Below are 16,183 nucleotides of genomic sequence, written 5' to 3' on the forward strand. Positions count from 1 at the left end.
TGTTCTTCTCCTTATATCTTTATAGGGGTCGCGGCGGTTTCAGCGCCTGGCGCCGACCACCGACGTGAACCGTTTTCGTGTCCGGCCCGTGTTCGTTCCGCCGTTCCGGAACGGTCCGGGAACCCGGACGGTGTTCCGCGCGTCCTCTCCCATAGCGCCCACCTTGGGGCGGCGGGGCCGCCCGATCCGGGTATGGGAATCTCGGTTTCGGCGGCGAAGGCGGTCGTGGGAGCATGACTGACCCGATCGGGCGAAACTGGGAGGAACGGGGCGTGCGGGTGAATCGCAAGGCGGTGCCGGTACTGGCACTCGCGGCCGTGCTGCTCACCGCCTGTTCCAACACCCCGCCACCCCCGGTCGTGTCGTCGTCGGTCGCGCCCGTGTCCACCACCGGCAAGACGCCGTCGCAGATCGTCGTCGGCGTCGACGACGTGCTCGGCGGGTACAACCCGCACAACCTCGCGGACTCGTCCCAGGTGACCTCCGCGCTCTCGCAGCTGCTGCTGCCCTCGGTGTTCCGCCAGAAGGACGACGGCACCACCCAGCTCGACAAGAACCTGATGAAGTCCGCGGAGGTGATCTCGCAGCAGCCGTTCGTGGTGGCCTACGAGATCCGGCCCGACGCCTCCTGGTCCGACGGCGCGCCGATCGCCGCCGAGGACTTCGACTACCTGCGGACCCAGCTGCGCGACCAGCCCGGCGTGATCGAGCCCGCCGGCTACCGGCAGATCACCGACCTGCAGTCCCGCGAAGGCGGCAAGCGCGTCGAGGTCACCTTCGCCAAGCCGTACCCCGGCTGGCAGACGCTGTTCTCCGACCTGCTGCCCGCCCACCTGCTCAAGGACGCACCCGACGGCTGGCGCGGGGCGCTCGCGTCGAACTTCCCGGCCATCGCCGGCCCGTTCTCGATCAAGAGCCTGGACACCGCCCGCGGCGAGGTGATCCTCGAGCGCAACGAGCGCTACTGGGAGAAGCCCGCCGCGATCGACCGGATCGTGCTCCGCCGGTCGGACCAGAACACGCTGCTGGCCGCGCTGCGCAGCGGCAACGACCAGTTCGCGCTGGCGCGGACCACCGGTGACGAGCTCAAGCTGCTCGGCGAGCTCGGCTCCTCCGTGCGGCTGCACACCGTCGCCCGCCCGCTCGTGGCCGACGTGCTGCTGCGCCCGGTCAGCGCGACGCTGCAGGACGCCCAGGTGCGCGCCGGGGTGGCCGCGCTGATCGACCGCACCAAGCTGATCACCGAAGGCGTCAACGGCGGTCCGTCGTCGGCGCTCCACGCCGACGCCCAGGTGACCGCGCCGTCGGTGAAGGGCTACGCGGCGACCATCCCGCCCGGCCCGCCCACCGCCCCCGACGTCGCCAAGGCCGAGCAGTCGCTGACCGCGGCCGGCTACGCCAAGACCGCGGGCACCTGGCGCAAGAACGGCCGGGCGCTCTCGCTGGTCATCGCCTCCCCGGCCACCCAGGAGCCGTACGCGACGATCGCCAAGCAGCTCACCGGCCAGCTCGCCGCGCAGGGCATCGAGGTCAACGCGATCACCCCGCAGCCGCGCGACCTGTTCAGCGGCCTGCTGGCGATGCCGGTCGTGGGCGGGGTCCAGCAGCCGGCCGGCGACTCGGCGGGCAACGTCGGGGTCGACATCGCCGTCGTCCCGCAGGCGGTCGGCGGCGACACCGCGTCGGTCCTCGCCTCGACCTTCGGCTGCCGCCCGGAGCAGACGGCCGAGGGCGTGGACAAGACCAAGCCCGTCGTCCCGGGCAACGCGGCCGGCTTCTGCGACCCGGCGCTGCAGCCGTCGATCGACGCGGCGCTGTCGGGATCGAGCTCGGTCACCGAGGCGCTGACCACCCTGGAGCCTGAACTTTGGCGTCAGAACGTGGTGATTCCGCTGTTCCAATTGGCTGACACCCTGGCGATCGGATCCGGCATCTCGGGCGTCACGCCCGGTCCCCCCATGGTGGGCCCGTTCGGGTCGGCGGTGAACTGGACTCGCGGCCCGAAGTAATCGGTTGGCTACGCATTCAGTACTACCGGGTGATCTTTACCAACGCCTTCGAGTGGGGCGTTGTGAATCCATGAGGTAACCGTCGTATTTCTGGATGTCGACTGGAAGTCACCCTTTGGTCACGATCGACCCGGAACTGGTGACTGTCGGTGCTTTTCCTTTCTAGCGTGCTCCCGCAGTGCGCCAGTTGAGTGTCGCTTGGCGTGTCGTAGGCTCCGGCCCATCCAAACCGGAGCGGTGTGGGCCCTTGTCCCGATATTCAAGGGCTCAGTGCTAGGAGGGCACACTTCATGAGGAGATCCAAAGCTGTCTCCGCTTTGTCGCTCGTCGCCGGCGCCTCGCTGTTGCTGAGCGCCTGCAGCGGCGGCGATTCGGGTTCGGGCAACACCGACCAGAACGGATCGTCGACCGACGTCAAGGCGATGGCTGCCGGCAAGGCCGAGACCGGCGACCTGTTCAAGCTCGCGGACACCCCGGGGTACGACGGCACGGTCACGGTCGGTATCGACGACGGGTACTCGGGGTACAACAACCAGACCCCGGACACCAACAGCTCGTACAACAACTACGTGCTGACCGCGGTGCTCTCCGGTACGTTGAAGCTCGACGGCAACAACAAGATCCTGCTGAACAGCGACGTCTTCCAGTCGTGGGACATCACGCAGAAGGACCCGCAGCAGGTCACCTACAAGATCAAGCCGAACATCAAGTGGTCGGACGGTCAGGCCTACGACTGCAAGGACCTGTACCTGGCGTGGCTGTCGCAGAGCGGCCTGGCCAAGGGTGCGGACGGCAAGAACCCGTTCAACTCGGCGTCGACCACCGGTTACTCGCTGATCAGCAAGGCCGAGTGCAAGGACCCGCTGACCTTCGTCACCGACTACAGCGAGCCTTACCTCGACTACAAGGGCCTCTTCAACGCGCCGGCGATCATGCCCGCGCACATCCTCGAGGCCAAGACCGGTATCGCGGACATCACCAAGCTGGCCCCGACCGGCGACGGCGCGCAGATCAAGGCCGCCGGTGACTTCTGGTCGAACGAGTGGAAGGGCTTCAAGGCGGACATCATGCCGTCGTCGGGCCCCTACAAGATCACCGCGTTCGACGCCAACCAGAAGGCCGTCACCCTCGAGAAGAACCCGCTGTGGGCGGGCGGCAAGGGTGGCCCGTCGAAGATCATCGTGAAGGCCATGGAAGACACCAAGGCCATGGCGACCGCGCTGCAGAACGGTGAGATCGACGTGGCCGCGTCGACCCAGCCGGACGCCACCGCGGCCCAGACGATGAAGGGCCTCGCGGCCCAGGGCGTGGTCTACGGTTCGGCCCCGCAGCTGACCTACGAGCACCTCGACCTGAACTTCAAGCGCATGTTCGCCGACAAGGACCTCCGCAAGGCGTTCCTCGAGTCGGTCAACCGCAAGGAGATCACGGACAAGCTGCTCAAGGAGGTCCAGGCGGACGCGGAGCCGCTGAACAGCGTCGTCTTCTTCCAGGGTGAAGAGGGCTACACCGACCTGTACAGCAGCAAGGCGGGCCTGGGTGCCGACGCGGCGGCCAAGACGCTGACCGACGCCGGCTGGGCCAAGGGCGGCGACGGCATCTTCGCGAAGAACGGTGTGCGTGCCTCGTTCAAGATCACGCACAACCAGAACGCGCGCCGCAGCCAGACCGTCGAGATCATCATCTCGCAGGCCAAGGCGGCCGGCATCGAGGTCAAGGACGAGACCGACGCCAACTTCCTCAAGGGTGGCCGCGTCTCGACCGGTGACTACGACATCGCGCTGTTCGGCTGGTCGGCCCAGCCGTTCAAGGCCGAGTCCCGCTCGATCTACATCTGCCCGGACAAGGGCGGCGAGCAGAACTACCAGGCGCTGTGCGACCCGAAGATCGACGACGCCTACAACGCTGCGGTGAAGGCGACCGACGAGCAGGTCAAGCTGCAGAAGTACCAGGAAGCCGACAAGGCCATCGCCGACGACTACGCGACCCTGCCGCTGTTCCAGACGCCGAGCATGTGGGCGTTCAAGGGCATCGACCGCGTCTACATGCAGTCGTACGACGGTGTCCTGTGGAACGTCGGCGAGTGGGAGAAGAAGAAGTAGGGCTCGTCCCGCCTCTTCTTTCCCCTCGCTCCAGATGACCTGGGAGGTACCGGGGCCCGGCCACAAGCCGGGCCCCGGTACCCACCGGAAGTAGCTGTTGACCGTAGGGTTACCGCCACTACGGTAGACAACCGGGTAGCGGTCCAGCGCACTTCTGACGACCAGGCCCGGATGAGGAGCAGTTCGTTGAACCTGGTGATCTACATCCTTCGCCGTCTGGCGATATCGATCCCCGTCCTGCTGGTGGGGACGTTCTTGTGCTTCGTCATGGTCGCCGGCACCGGTGACCCGCTGGGCGAGCTGCGGCAGAACCCGACCATCAGCAAGGAAGCGCTGGCCGCCACGGCCGCCAAGCTCGGTCTCGACCAGGGCATCGTGCCCCGCTACTTCACGTGGCTGGGTGACTTCCTGAGCGGGAACTGGGGCATCTCCATCGCGCAGGGCAACGCCCTCGCGCCGGTCGCGCCCAAGGTGATGGCCGCTTTCGGCGTCACCCTCAAGCTGGTCGTCGGCGCCGAGATCCTCGCCCTGATCATCGGCATCATCGTCGGCGTGCTCGCCGCGGTGAAGCAGTACTCGATCATCGACTACCTCGCGACCACCCTCGCCTTCCTGCTCTTCTCGATGCCGATCTTCTGCGTCGCGATCGTGCTGAAGCGCTACGCGATCGAGATCAACGGCTGGGTCCGCGACCTCGGCCTGTCCGACGTCCTGGGCAACCCGTGGCTCCGCACGACCAGCCCGGAGCAGCTGAAGACCGACGGCGTCGGCGACTTCATCACCAGCACGATCGGCGCGTACCTGCTGCCGACCCTGTCGATCATGGCGATCAGCTTCGCCGCGTACAGCCGGTTCCAGCGCGCCTCGATGCTCGAGGTGATGAGCTCCGACTACGTGCGCACCGCGCGCGCCAAGGGCCTCGGCAACGGCCGGGTCATCTTCCGGCACGCGTTCCGCAACGCCCTGATCCCGGTCTCGACGCTGTTCTCGGTCAACTTCGGCTCGGTTCTCGCCGGCGCGATCATCACCGAGACGGTGTTCAACTGGCACGGTATGGGCACATTGCTGGTGGAAGCCGTCTCGAAGAACGACACTCAGGTGATGATGGGTTGGCTCGTGGTGATCGCCAGCAGTGTCATCGTCGCCAACCTGATCGCCGACCTGATGTACGGCATCCTGGACCCGAGGATTCGCGTTGGCTGACTTGAACTCTCTTATCGCGGCGAGCGAGACCGAAACCAAGGACGGCACGCTGCCGCCGGAGGCGCTGCCGGAACCGCGCAGCCAGGGCAAGCTGGTCCTGCGAAAGTTCCTGCACCACAAACTGGCGATGGCGTCGTCGGCCGTGCTGGTCCTGATCGTGCTGCTCAGCATCCTGCTGCCGATCTTCTGGAAGCACGGCTACCAGGACAGCTCGTTCCCGTCCTTCGCCAAGCCCAGCAGCGACTTCCCGCTCGGGACGACGCAGGTCGGCAAGGACATGGTTTCGCAGGTGCTGCGCGGCACGCAGTACTCGCTGCTGATCGCGCTCACGGTGTCGATCCTGGCGACGGTGATCGGCGTCGTGTTCGGGGCGATCGCCGGCTACCTGCGCGGGATCTCCGACTCGGTCATCTCCCGGGTGACGGACCTGTTCCTGATCATCCCGCAGATCGCCGCGGCGGCCATCCTCGCCAAGGTGTTCGGCGGCGGCTCCTGGTACATCGTCGCGCTGGTGCTGGCGGCGTTCGGCTGGATGCAGATCGCCCGGATCACCCGCGCCGAGGCGATGTCGCTGTCCCAGCGCGAGTTCGTCGACGCGGCCCGCGCGTCGGGCGCCGGGACGTTCCGGATCATCTTCAAGCACCTGGTGCCGAACATGGTCGGCAGCATCACGGTCAACGCGACCCTCGCGGTCGCGCAGGCCGTGCTGGCGGAAGCCGCGCTGTCGTTCATCGGCCTGGGCGTCCAGCTGCCGGACACCTCGCTCGGCCGCGTCATCCTGGAGAACTACGCCCAGCTGCAGACGCGGCCGGCGCTGTTCTTCGGGCCGTTCATCGTGCTCGTGCTGATTTCACTGACGATCAACTTCATCGGTGACGGTCTTCGCGACGCCTTCGACCCGCGTCAGCGGAGAATGAAGGCCTGAACGCGTGCCGCGGGGGTGACCGGTTCCGGTCGCCCCCGCGTCCGTTTTCCAGCGGAGATCGCCGGACCTGGGGGTTTCGGATGAATCTCGTGCTCTACGTGTTCCGCAGGCTGGTCATCTCCATCCCGGTCCTGCTGGTGGGCACGTTCCTGTGCTTCGTCATGGTGGCCAACACCGGCGACCCGCTCGGCGAGATCCGCAGCAAACCGGGGATCAGCGCGGCGGCCATCGCCGAGACCGAGCAGAAGCTCGGCCTCGACCAGAGCGTCGTCGCCCGCTACTTCACCTGGCTGGGGCACTTCCTGACCGGCGACTGGGGCATCTCGATCGCGCAGGGCAACGCGTTCGCCCCGGTCCAGCCGAAGGTGCTGGCCGCGTTCAAGGTCACCCTGGAACTGGTGCTGACGGCGTCGGTGCTGGCCCTGATCTTCGGGGTGCTGGTGGGGGTCCTCGCCGCCGTCAAGCAGTACTCGATCTGGGACTACCTGGCGACGACGCTGGCGTTCCTGATGTTCTCGATGCCCATCTTCTGCGTGGCGATCGTCCTCAAGGGCTACGCGATCCGCGCCAACATCTGGGTGCGGGACCTGGGCCTGTCCGACGTCCTCGGCGACCCGTGGCTGCGGACGACGAGCCCGGAGAGCCTCTCGGCCACCGGCGTCGGCGACGCGCTCGCGAAGTACGTCGGCGCGTTCCTGCTGCCGACGCTGTCGATCATGGCGATCACGTTCGCCGCGTACAGCCGGTTCCAGCGGGCGTCGATGCTCGAGGTCCTGGGCGCCGATTACGTCCGCACAGCGCGCGCCAAGGGCGTCTCGAACAGCCGCGTGATCTGGCGCCACGCGTTCCGCAACGCGCTGATCCCGGTGATGACGCTGTTTTCGGTCAACTTCGGCGCCACGGTGACGGGCGCGATCATCACCGAGACGGTCTTCAACTGGCACGGCATGGGCACGCTGCTGGTGGAGGCGGTCAACAAGAACGACCCGCAGGTGCTGATGGGCTGGCTGGTGGTGATCGCGGCGAGCGTGGTGATCGCGAACCTGGTCGCGGACCTGCTGTACGGCATCCTCGATCCCCGCATCCGCGTCGGCTGAGCAATCTGCCGCGGCTGGTCGTGAGTGGTAAGGCGGGTTAGAACCCGCCTTACCACTCACGACCCCCGCGCCCAGCGTTCCGAACATCCCGCGGGTGCGGGCCCTTCGGCGTCAGAACGTCAGTCGGCCACGGGGGCCAGCCTGCCGGCCTCCCAGGCCGCGCGGCGCTCGGCCTGCAGGATCGGGTCCGCGACCGGGGCCGCCGACAGCAGGCGCCTCGTGTACTCCTGCTGCGGCGAGTGCAGCACCTGGTCGCGGGTGCCGACCTCGACGAGCTTGCCGTGCTGCATCACCGCGACGCGGTCGGCCAGCAGGTCGACCACGGCCAGGTCGTGGCTGATGAACAGGCAGGCGAACTGCAGCGACTGCTGCAGGTCCAGGAACAGGTCCAGCACGCGGGCCTGCACCGACACGTCCAGCGCCGAAGTGGGCTCGTCCGCGATGAGCAGGGCAGGGTCGAGCGACAGCGCACGGGCGATGGCCACGCGCTGGCGCTGGCCGCCGGAGAGCTCGTGCGGGTAGCGGTTCATGTAGTGCCCGCCCAGCTCGACCTTGTCGAGCAGCGAGCGCACCCGCGCCGACAGCGCCTTGCCGGACAGCACCTTGTGCAGCACCATCGGCTCCGCGATGGACTCGCCGATCGTCATCTTCGGGTCCAGCGTCGACGCCGGGTCCTGGAACACGATCGAGAAGAACCGGCGAAGCGGCCGGATCTCCTTCGCCGACATCGTCGTGATGTCCTTGCCCGCGATCGCGATCGTGCCCTGGGTCGCGCGCAGCAGGCCGACGGCGCAGCGGCCGACCGTCGACTTGCCCGAGCCCGACTCGCCCACCAGGCCGACGATCTCGCCCTTGGCGATGGTCAGCGAGACGTCGTCGACCGCGCGGTTCTTGGCCTGGCCGCGGCGGCCCGGGTACTCGAGCACCAGGTTCTTGATCTCGAGGGCCGGGGCGGCCTCCTCGATCACGGCCTCCAGCTCGGCGTCGGCCAGCCGGATCTCCTCGGCGATCTTGGCCGCCTCGGTGCTGTCGCTGGCGATGCCGGCGTCGTCGAGCAGGCGGCGGCCCTCGGGGCGCTGGCCCAGGACCGGCACCGCGGCGAGCAGCCGCTTCGTGTAGTCCTCGCGCGGCGTCGCGAACAGCTCGCGCACCGGCGCCTCTTCGACGATCTCGCCCTGGTACATCACGATGACGCGGTCGGCCATGTCGGCGACGACGCCCATGTCGTGGGTGATCAGCACGATCGCCGTGTCGAGGGTGTCCCGCAGCTTGCGGAGCAGGCCGAGGATCTCCGCCTGGACCGTGACGTCGAGCGCCGTGGTCGGCTCGTCGGCGATGATGACCTTCGGGTCGCAGGCGATCGCCATGGCGATGACGACGCGCTGGCGCAGGCCGCCCGAGAGCTGGTGCGGGTACTGCTTGAACCGCAGCTCGGGGTTCGGGATGCCGACCATGTCGAGCAGCTCGACCGCGCGCTTGTCGGCGGCGTCCTTGGCGATGTCGAGGTGGGACCGCAGGGCCTCGCGCAGCTGCCAGCCGACCGTGTAGACCGGGTTCAGCGCCGTCATCGGCTCCTGGAAGATCATCGCGACCTGGTTGCCGCGGATCTTCTGCATGTCCTTCTCTTTGAGATCCGCCAGGTTGCGCTCGCCGAGGCGCAGCTCACCGGCGATCCGGCTGGTCTTGGGCAGCAGGCCCAGCACCGACATCGACGTGACGGACTTGCCGGACCCGGACTCCCCGACCACGGCGACGATCTCGCCGGGCTGCACGTCGAACCCGATGCCCTTGACGGCGTCCACGACGCCGTCCTCGGTCTGGAACGACACGCTGAGGTCGGAGATGGACAGGACGGATCCGGACACGCCGGCGACGTTCGCCGAAGTTGCTTCAGTGCTCACCAAGATGCCCTTCGTGGGGGTACAGACGGTCACGACGCGGCGGTCGCGACTCGCGCGAGGATAACCGAGGGTGTCCCCGACGAAGGTCGGAGCACGGGAATTACGCTCAACCCGTGATCTCCCCGGTATCGCGAAGGCTGCTGTTCGTCCACGCCCATCCCGACGACGAAAGCATCACCACCGGCGCCTCGATCGCACGATACGCCGCCGAAGGCGCCGAGGTGACCGTGGTGACCTGCACGCTGGGTGAAGAGGGCGAGGTCATGGCCGGCCTGCCCGAGCTGGCCGGGCTGCGCGCCCAGGCGGCCGACCAGCTGGGCGGCTACCGCGTCGCCGAGCTGAAGGCCGCCTGCGCCGCGCTGGGGGTGTCGCGGCACCACTACCTGGGCGTGCTCGGCCGGTGGCGTGACTCGGGCATGGCGGGCACGCCGTCGGCTTCGCACCCGCGGGCGTTCACCGGGGGGAGCGCCGAGGAGCAGGCCGCCCAGCTGGGGGAGGTCCTCGACGAGGTCCGGCCCCAGGTCGTCGTCACCTACGACGCCTTCGGCGGCTATGGCCACCCCGACCACATCCGCGCCCACGAGATCACGATGGCGGCGGCGACCCGGGCCGGCTCGGTCGAGCGGGTGTTCCACACGGTGACGTCGAAGAGCGCGCTGCGTGCCGGGCTGGCCGCGCTGCGTGCGGGCGAGCGCCGCTACCGCGTCCCGGACGACGACGAGCTGCCCGCGACGCCCGACGAGGAGATCACCACGGTGCTCGATGTCGCCGCGTACGTCCCGGCGAAGCTGGCGGCACTGCGCGCGCACGCGACGCAGCTGGCGGTGGTCGACGGCGACGTCCCGTACTTCGCGCTGACGAACGAGATCGCCCAGCCGATCCCTGCGAAGGACTCCTTCGTGCTGGCCCACGGCCCCGCCGAGGGTGCGGCGGACGACCTGTTCGGCGGGCTGTGACCGTGGACGGGCGGCTGACGCTCGAGCAGGGCCTGCTGCTCGCGCTGCTCGCCGTCGACACGGTGCTGCTCGCGCTGCTGGAGCTGTTCTTCCTGCCGCTGCGGATCGGGGTGGTCCCGGTGCCGGTGATGGTGCTCGTGGGCGCCGTCACCACGCCGTGGCTGGTGTGGACCACGGCGAAGCTGGTGCGCCCCGGGCTTTCCTGGGTACCCCTGGCGCTGTGGGTGCTCGTCGTGTTCGGGGTCGGCCTGCTGGGCCCGGGCGGTGACCTGGTGCTGATCCAGGACTGGCGGGCGTTGCTGCTGCTCGGCGCGAGCGCGCTGCCGGGCGCGATGGTGCTCGGCAGCGCGCCGCGCCGGGCGGTGGGAAGGGGAGCGGGACGTGGGTGAGTCGATCTCCGACCGGCAGGTCGTGGCGGTGCTGCGGCCGTTCGTGCGGGCGTGCGGGCCGATGCTGGACGCGCTGCGCGAGTCCGACCCGTTCGGGCTGCAGGCGCGTGCCTCGGAGGACTTGGCCGAGGTCGAGTCGGGGTTGAAGGCGAAGCTGATCCACGGCGTCACGTCGGTGAAGGTGCCGGGCACGGCGGCGTGGGCGCGGATGACGGGGTACGACCGGTCGAGCTGGTGGATGAACCGCGTCGGCCGGTTCACGGCGCTGCTGACGTCGATCCCCGGGCTGGGTGGCGCGCTGGCCGACCGCCTGCCGGTGCAGGACGCCCTGGGCGCGGCGTCGCAGGGGCTGCTGCTGTGCGCGATCGCGGGCGAGTACGGGGTGACCGACGTAGGCACCCGGGTCCGGCTCATCGCGTGGGTGCTCTTCGAGCGCGAGATCGACCCGGATCTCGCGGCGGGCAAGCACGCGGAGCACGACGAAGCCGCGGAGGCGGACGAAGCGGCGAAGCTGACCGAGGAACTGAGGGCGTCGGAGAAGAAGCACGGCAAGGCGACGGTCAAGGCGGCCGGCCGCACGCTGTGGCGGCTCGGCCGCGGGCTCCTCGGCATCACGGGTGAACTGGAGAAGCGCCCGCGCGGCAACCTGTTCCACCGGGCGCTGGGCATGCTCCCGGTCGTCGGTGCGGCGGGCGACTACCTCGGCGAGCGGTCGGGGTTGCGGGTCGTGTGGAAGCGCGCGCACGTGTGGCTGACCGAGCGCCGCACCTGATCTTCCCCGGCGGCGCCCGGCCCAAACCTCACTTCCAGAACTGGAAGAGGTAGAACCCCGCCGGGGCACCGGGATAGCCACCCAGCGCGTCGAAGATCCAGCCGGCACCGTCCCACAGGGCGGCGTTCGCCGGGGGGAACAGGAACAGGACCGCGAACAGGATGATCGGCGCCCACGGGCGCACCTGCGCGCCGAACGCCCGCGCCTGCGCCGGCAGGTACGGCTCGATCGCGCCCCAGCCGTCGAGGCCCGGGATCGGCAGGATGTTGAGGATGAACGTCACGACCTGCAGCAGCGCGAGGAAGGACATCGCGATCACCAGGCCGTAGGCCATCGGGACCAGCGCGACCACCAGGCACAGCGCCGCGCCGACCGCGAGGTTGCTCAGCGGCCCGGCCAGCGACACCCAGGACGACGTCCCCCGCGAGCGCAACGCGCCGCGGTTGATCCAGACCGCGCCGCCCGGCAGCGGGATGCCGCCGATGAACAGGAAGATCAGCGGCAGGACGATCGACAGGACGGGGTCGGTGTACTTCCGGACGTCGAGGTTCAGGTAACCCTTATGGGCGACGCTGTAGTCGCCACCGCGGTAGGCCACCATCGCGTGGCCGAACTCGTGCAGTGACAGCGACGCCACCCAACCGGCGGCGACGAAGATCACGACACCGGCCACGGCCAGTGCGTCGTGATCTCGGACGAAGAACGGATTGACGTGACCGAATGCGGCCATCACGCCACCGGCGGCGGTGAGCGCGAGGATGCCGAGGAAGACCGGGCTGGGACGCACTGCTGACTTCTGCACGTGCTCCAGTCTTCCGTATGCCCGGTGTGAAGTTACCGGCGTGTCCCCTTGCGCGATCGGGCCGGAACGTCCCCCGAACTCGCTACTCCGCTTGACCTGACCGCACTACACGGGTGTAATCACAGTGATGTCATTCGCCGCCGAGAGGGGACGGCGAGTGTCGTTTCACCACCGCCAGCCTGGGGAGTGCTAGGGAGCGAGGAGGCGGACGTGCGGTTGGAAGCCGATGGGAAGGAATGGGGGCACGTCATGAGTTGGGGCGAGATCCCGGAGCAGGCTCTGGGAGATCTCACCGAGCTCATCGATGTCACCGAAGAAGAGCAGGATTGGCAGGAACGCGCCCTGTGCGCGCAGACGGACCCGGAGGCGTTCTTCCCCGAGAAGGGCGGTTCCACCCGCGAAGCCAAGCGGATTTGCCTGGGTTGCGAGGTCAAGGACGAGTGCCTGGAGTACGCACTGGCCCACGACGAACGCTTCGGCATCTGGGGCGGTCTGTCCGAGCGGGAGCGCCGGAAGCTCAAAAAGCGTGCTGTCTAGTGCGAATCACCGGTGATGCCCGGCGTCACCGGTGATTCCGCTGTGCGGGGTGCTCGGCGTGGGTTCACCACCGGGTGACTGGCCGGGGCCGTAGGGTGGCCGCACCGACTGCCGCCTGATCTGGAGCGTTCGTTGCCCCGCACCGCCGCGCCGCCCGTCCCGCGCACCGCGCCCGTTCTGGCCATTGTGGTCTGTCACGACGGCGAAAACTGGCTGCCGCTGGCGCTTTCCGCGTTGCGCCGCAGCACCGTCCGGCCCCGGCACGTCCTCGCCGTGGACACCGGCTCCACCGACGCGACCCCGCGGCTGCTCGCCGAAGCCGCCGAGGATCCCGGCCTGGATTCGTCCCCCGTTCTCTCCGGGGTCATCACACTGCCGAGTGATACCGGCTTCGCGGCCGCGGTCGCCGAAGCCGTCGCGCACGCCACCGAGCGCTGGGGCGACCCCGGTTCCTGGCTGTGGCTGCTGCACGACGACTGCGCGCCCGAACCCGATTGCCTCGATCAGCTCCTGCACGTCGCCACGAAGGAACCGTCGGCCACCGTGCTCGGTTCGCTCGGTCTCGACTGGACCGATCCGCGGCTGATCGTCGAAGCCGGGCTGTCCACCGACGCCTCCGGGCACCGCCAGCAGGTCGCCGCGACCGGCGAGGACCCGGTGGCGGTGCTCGCCGTGCCCAGCGCCGGCTCGCTCGTGCGCCGCGACGCTTGGGACTCCCTCGGCGGCTTCGACCCCGATTTCCCGTTGCTGCGGGAGGATCTCGACTTCGGCTGGCGCGCGAACGCGGCCGGGGGCGTGGTCCTGTCCGTCCCGCTCGCGCGGGTGCGGCACGCCCGCGCCGTGACCACCGGCCGGCGGGCGGCGGACGCGCTCCCCGGCCCGCCGGCCGTCGCGAACCGCGCCCACGGGCTGCGCGTCTTCCTCGTGAACTGCTCGCCGTTTTCCTTCTGGCTCGGCATGATCCGGCTCCCGGTGCTCGCCGTGCTGCGCGCGCTGGCCTTCGTCCTGCTGCGCCGCACCGGCGAAGCGCGGGCCGAACTCGCCGCCGCCGCGTACCTCCTCAGTGGACGCGGCGGATTGCGCGCCGCACGGGCCCACCGGCGGCGGAATCCGCGGCCGGGCACGGTTCGCGGGCTCTTCACCGGACGCGGGACCCGGCTGCGCAACGCCGTCCGCGCCGGCGTCGTCGGCCTGGTGCGCCGCGGCGTCGAGAACGACGTCGCGCTCGGCCGGGTGCCCGAGACCGTCGAAACCGAGTCGGCGTGGGTGACGCCGGAAGCGCTCGACGCCCGCGAGAACCGTCCGGTCGGCCCCGACGCGCTGCCCGCGGGCGCGCTGCGCGGCGTCAGCTCACGCGGGTCCGGGCTGCGCCGCCCGGGCACGCTGGTCGCCGTCGCGCTGCCGGAAACCCCGGCGCCGGTCGCCGAAGACGCCCCCGAAGAGCCGGAGCCGGAACTCGTCTTCGTGGAGGTCAACCGCCGCCGGGTGCTGGCGGCCACGATCTTCGCGCCGCCGGTGGTCCTGCTCGTGGTGCTGACCGCGCTCGGGCTGTTCGTCAACCGCGCCCGGCTGGGCCTCGACCTCTTCGGCGGCAAGCTGCTCCCGGTGGCCGGGCTGGGGGAGCTCTGGACGTCCTACCTGACGCCGTGGCACGCGATCGCGGGCGGCACCGGGGCGCCCGCGTCGGCCACCCTGCCGGTGCTCGGCGCGCTCGGCGCGGTGTTCGCGCCGATCGGCGGCCCGGCCGCGCTGGTCGCCGTGCTGCTCATCGGCGACATCCCGCTGGCCGCGCTGAGCGCGTACGCGGCGACGCGGCGGCTCCGCGTACGCCGCTGGGTGCGCGCGGTCGTCGCGGCGACGTACGCGCTCCTGCCGGCCGCGACCGCGGGCGTGGCGCAGGGCCGGCTGGACGTCGTCGTGGTGCACCTGGTGCTGCCGCTGGTGGCCGCGGGCATCGCCGGGCTGCTCGTGCACGCGGACACGCGCTGGCTGCACGTGTCCGCGCTGTCGGCGTTCGGGGTGGCGCTGCTCGGTGCGTTTTCACCGCTGGCGCACGGGCTCGCGCTCGCCGGGCTGCTGATCGGGTTCGTCGTGCTCCCCGCGCCGACCGGGCTGGCGCGCCGGATCGCGTCGGTCGGGATCGTGGTGCTGCTGCCGCTGGCGCTGCTGCTGCCGTGGCCGACCGTGCTGCTGAAGCACCCGGGACTCCTCGTCCAGGGGCTCGGTGGTGCGGCATCGGTGGTCTCCGGCACCGATCTGGCCGGGCTCGACCCGGGCGGCCCGGGCGCCTGGCCGATCGGCGTCGCGGTGATCGCCGCGGCGCTGGTGGCGCTGGTCGTCCGGCCGACGAAGCTCGCCGCCGGCGGGCTCGCGCTGGCGGCGCTGGGCGCGGGCGGGCTGGTGCTGGTGCGGCTGGTCACGGCACCCCCGTTGCAGGGCGGCGCGCCATCGCACGGCTACACGGGCGTGCCGCTGCTGATCGTCGGCACCGGGCTGCTGTGGGTGGTCCTCGGCTCGTGGCAGCGCGGCGGCCCGGCCGGCGTCCCGGCGACCTGGCTGCCGAAGGTGATGGCGGTGGCCGGAGTGGCGGTGTTCCTGGCGCTGGCCACCGGCGCGGCGATCGTCGGCTCGCAGGGCCCGCTACGGGCCGGTTCGCGACCCGCGCTCGCCCCGGAGGTCGCGGCCGAGCTGACGGCGTCGGGCCGCTCGGTGCTCGACCTGGCCCCGGACGCGACACGCCAGATCACCGGCCGCCTCCCGCACTACGGCGACGACGAGCTGGCCCCGACGCCCGGAACACCGGCCCGCTTGGCGTCCTGGCGCCGCGACCTGGGCCAAGGCGACGCGGCGGCGGTCCAGCGCTCCTTCGCGGCGGCCGCGGCCGCGGGCGTCCAGTTCGTGGTGCTCCCGCCGGGCGTGGACCCGCAGGCGTACCCACCGCTGGCGAAGGACGTGGTTTCGGTGGCCGCCCCGACATCCGACGGCCGCGGGGTGCTCCGCCTGCTCCCCCCGGCGGGCCAGGTGATCTTGATCTCCCCGGAGCAGGCGAAAGCGGCGGTCACGGGAGGCGGCGCCCCGGGCACGGCGCCGGGCGTGGCGCCGGTCCGCGCGGAGCTGCCGGACGTACGCGTCCGCGTGTCCGACGGCCCGACGGGCCGCCTCCTGGTACTGGCGGCGGAGCAGGAGCCGGGCTGGAAGGCGGCGGTCGCCGGCAAGCCGGTACCGATCGTGCCGGCGTGGGGCCACCAGGTGGCGGTGTCGGTACCACCGACGTCCGCAGAGGTGACGGTGGAGTACCCGGGAACGGAAAGAAACCTCCTGCTCCTGGCCCAGCTGGCGGCGGTCCTGTTCACGCTCCTGACGGCGGTCCCGGCCCGCCGGCCCCCCAGCTCCCCGCGCGGCGAAGGCTTGTAATCGGAGGAGCACGGTGGTCATCCCGTCGCCTGAGGCCGTGAAATCACTTTGAGCCGGGCCCGCAACACAGAGCGCA

General features: G+C 70.2%; 12 protein-coding genes. 10 read left to right on the forward strand and 2 right to left on the reverse strand.

Annotated features, from left to right (window positions below):
- The first annotated feature begins 272 nt into the window (after positions 1 to 272).
- From C2L58_RS09110 to C2L58_RS09130, 5 genes are all read left to right on the forward strand, one after another.
- A complete protein-coding gene (locus tag C2L58_RS09110; RefSeq protein WP_103337080.1) occupies positions 273 to 2,009 on the forward strand; it encodes an ABC transporter family substrate-binding protein in 1,737 nt (578 codons plus the stop codon).
- A 290-nt stretch (positions 2,010 to 2,299) separates the two neighbouring features.
- A complete protein-coding gene (locus C2L58_RS09115; protein WP_199191174.1) occupies positions 2,300 to 4,111 on the forward strand; it encodes an ABC transporter family substrate-binding protein in 1,812 nt (603 codons plus the stop codon).
- Positions 4,112 to 4,297: 186 nt separating this feature from the next.
- Positions 4,298 to 5,314, forward strand: a complete 1,017-nt coding sequence (locus C2L58_RS09120; protein WP_103337082.1) for an ABC transporter permease — start codon at positions 4,298 to 4,300, stop codon at positions 5,312 to 5,314.
- A complete protein-coding gene (locus C2L58_RS09125; protein ID WP_103337083.1) occupies positions 5,307 to 6,239 on the forward strand; it encodes an ABC transporter permease in 933 nt (310 codons plus the stop codon). The genes C2L58_RS09120 and C2L58_RS09125 overlap by 8 nt, the downstream gene beginning before the upstream one ends.
- A gap of 80 nt (positions 6,240 to 6,319) precedes the next feature.
- Positions 6,320 to 7,336, forward strand: a complete 1,017-nt coding sequence (locus C2L58_RS09130; protein ID WP_103337084.1) for an ABC transporter permease — start codon at positions 6,320 to 6,322, stop codon at positions 7,334 to 7,336.
- Between the two features lie 119 nt (positions 7,337 to 7,455).
- Here the strand turns inward: C2L58_RS09130 and C2L58_RS09135 are convergent, their stop codons facing one another.
- Positions 7,456 to 9,237, reverse strand: coding sequence for an ABC transporter ATP-binding protein (locus tag C2L58_RS09135; protein WP_199191175.1), 1,782 nt, complete (start codon positions 9,235 to 9,237; stop codon positions 7,456 to 7,458).
- 113 nt (positions 9,238 to 9,350) lie between these two features.
- Here C2L58_RS09135 and mshB point away from each other — a divergent pair, with 113 nt between their 5' ends.
- Genes mshB through C2L58_RS09150 form a run of 3 tightly spaced genes read left to right on the forward strand, consistent with a single transcriptional unit; the run spans position 9,351 to position 11,354 of the window.
- Positions 9,351 to 10,193, forward strand: a complete 843-nt coding sequence (mshB, locus tag C2L58_RS09140; RefSeq protein WP_103337085.1) for an N-acetyl-1-D-myo-inositol-2-amino-2-deoxy-alpha-D-glucopyranoside deacetylase — start codon at positions 9,351 to 9,353, stop codon at positions 10,191 to 10,193.
- Positions 10,190 to 10,582 carry a hypothetical protein gene (locus C2L58_RS09145; protein WP_103337086.1) on the forward strand — a complete coding sequence of 131 codons (393 nt, stop codon included), beginning with the start codon at positions 10,190 to 10,192 and terminating at the stop codon, positions 10,580 to 10,582. Before mshB ends, C2L58_RS09145 begins: the two co-directional genes overlap by 4 nt.
- Entirely contained in the window at positions 10,575 to 11,354 is a 780-nt protein-coding gene (locus tag C2L58_RS09150; RefSeq protein ID WP_103337087.1) for a hypothetical protein, read from the forward strand. The genes C2L58_RS09145 and C2L58_RS09150 overlap by 8 nt, the downstream gene beginning before the upstream one ends.
- 28 nt (positions 11,355 to 11,382) lie before the next feature.
- Here C2L58_RS09150 and C2L58_RS09155 read toward each other — a convergent pair whose 3' ends face one another.
- The gene (locus C2L58_RS09155) at positions 11,383 to 12,141 is read right to left on the reverse strand and encodes a site-2 protease family protein (protein ID WP_103337088.1); all 759 of its coding nucleotides are present in this window, start codon (positions 12,139 to 12,141) and stop codon (positions 11,383 to 11,385) included.
- Positions 12,142 to 12,405: 264 nt separating this feature from the next.
- Between C2L58_RS09155 and C2L58_RS09160 the strand changes: the two genes are divergently transcribed.
- Together C2L58_RS09160 and C2L58_RS09165 are read left to right on the forward strand one after the other, a co-directional pair.
- Positions 12,406 to 12,693, forward strand: coding sequence for a WhiB family transcriptional regulator (locus C2L58_RS09160; protein ID WP_233225633.1), 288 nt, complete (start codon positions 12,406 to 12,408; stop codon positions 12,691 to 12,693).
- Between the two features lie 132 nt (positions 12,694 to 12,825).
- Entirely contained in the window at positions 12,826 to 16,107 is a 3,282-nt protein-coding gene (locus tag C2L58_RS09165) for a glycosyltransferase family 2 protein (protein ID WP_103337089.1), read from the forward strand.
- Positions 16,108 to 16,183: the final 76 nt, after the last annotated feature.

The organism is Amycolatopsis sp. CA-126428 (genome assembly GCF_002904335.1).
In the GTDB taxonomy this organism is placed as follows: Bacteria; Actinomycetota; Actinomycetes; order Mycobacteriales; family Pseudonocardiaceae; genus Amycolatopsis.

Bases quoted from the DNA above. Each gene is read 5' to 3' on its own strand.
- C2L58_RS09160 (WP_233225633.1), top strand. From the start codon at position 12,406: ATGAGTTGGGGCGAGATCCCGGAGCAGGCTCTGGGAGATCTCACCGAG.
- C2L58_RS09115 (WP_199191174.1), top strand. From the start codon at position 2,300: ATGAGGAGATCCAAAGCTGTCTCCGCTTTGTCGCTCGTCGCCGGCGCC.
- C2L58_RS09130 (WP_103337084.1), top strand. From the start codon at position 6,320: ATGAATCTCGTGCTCTACGTGTTCCGCAGGCTGGTCATCTCCATCCCG.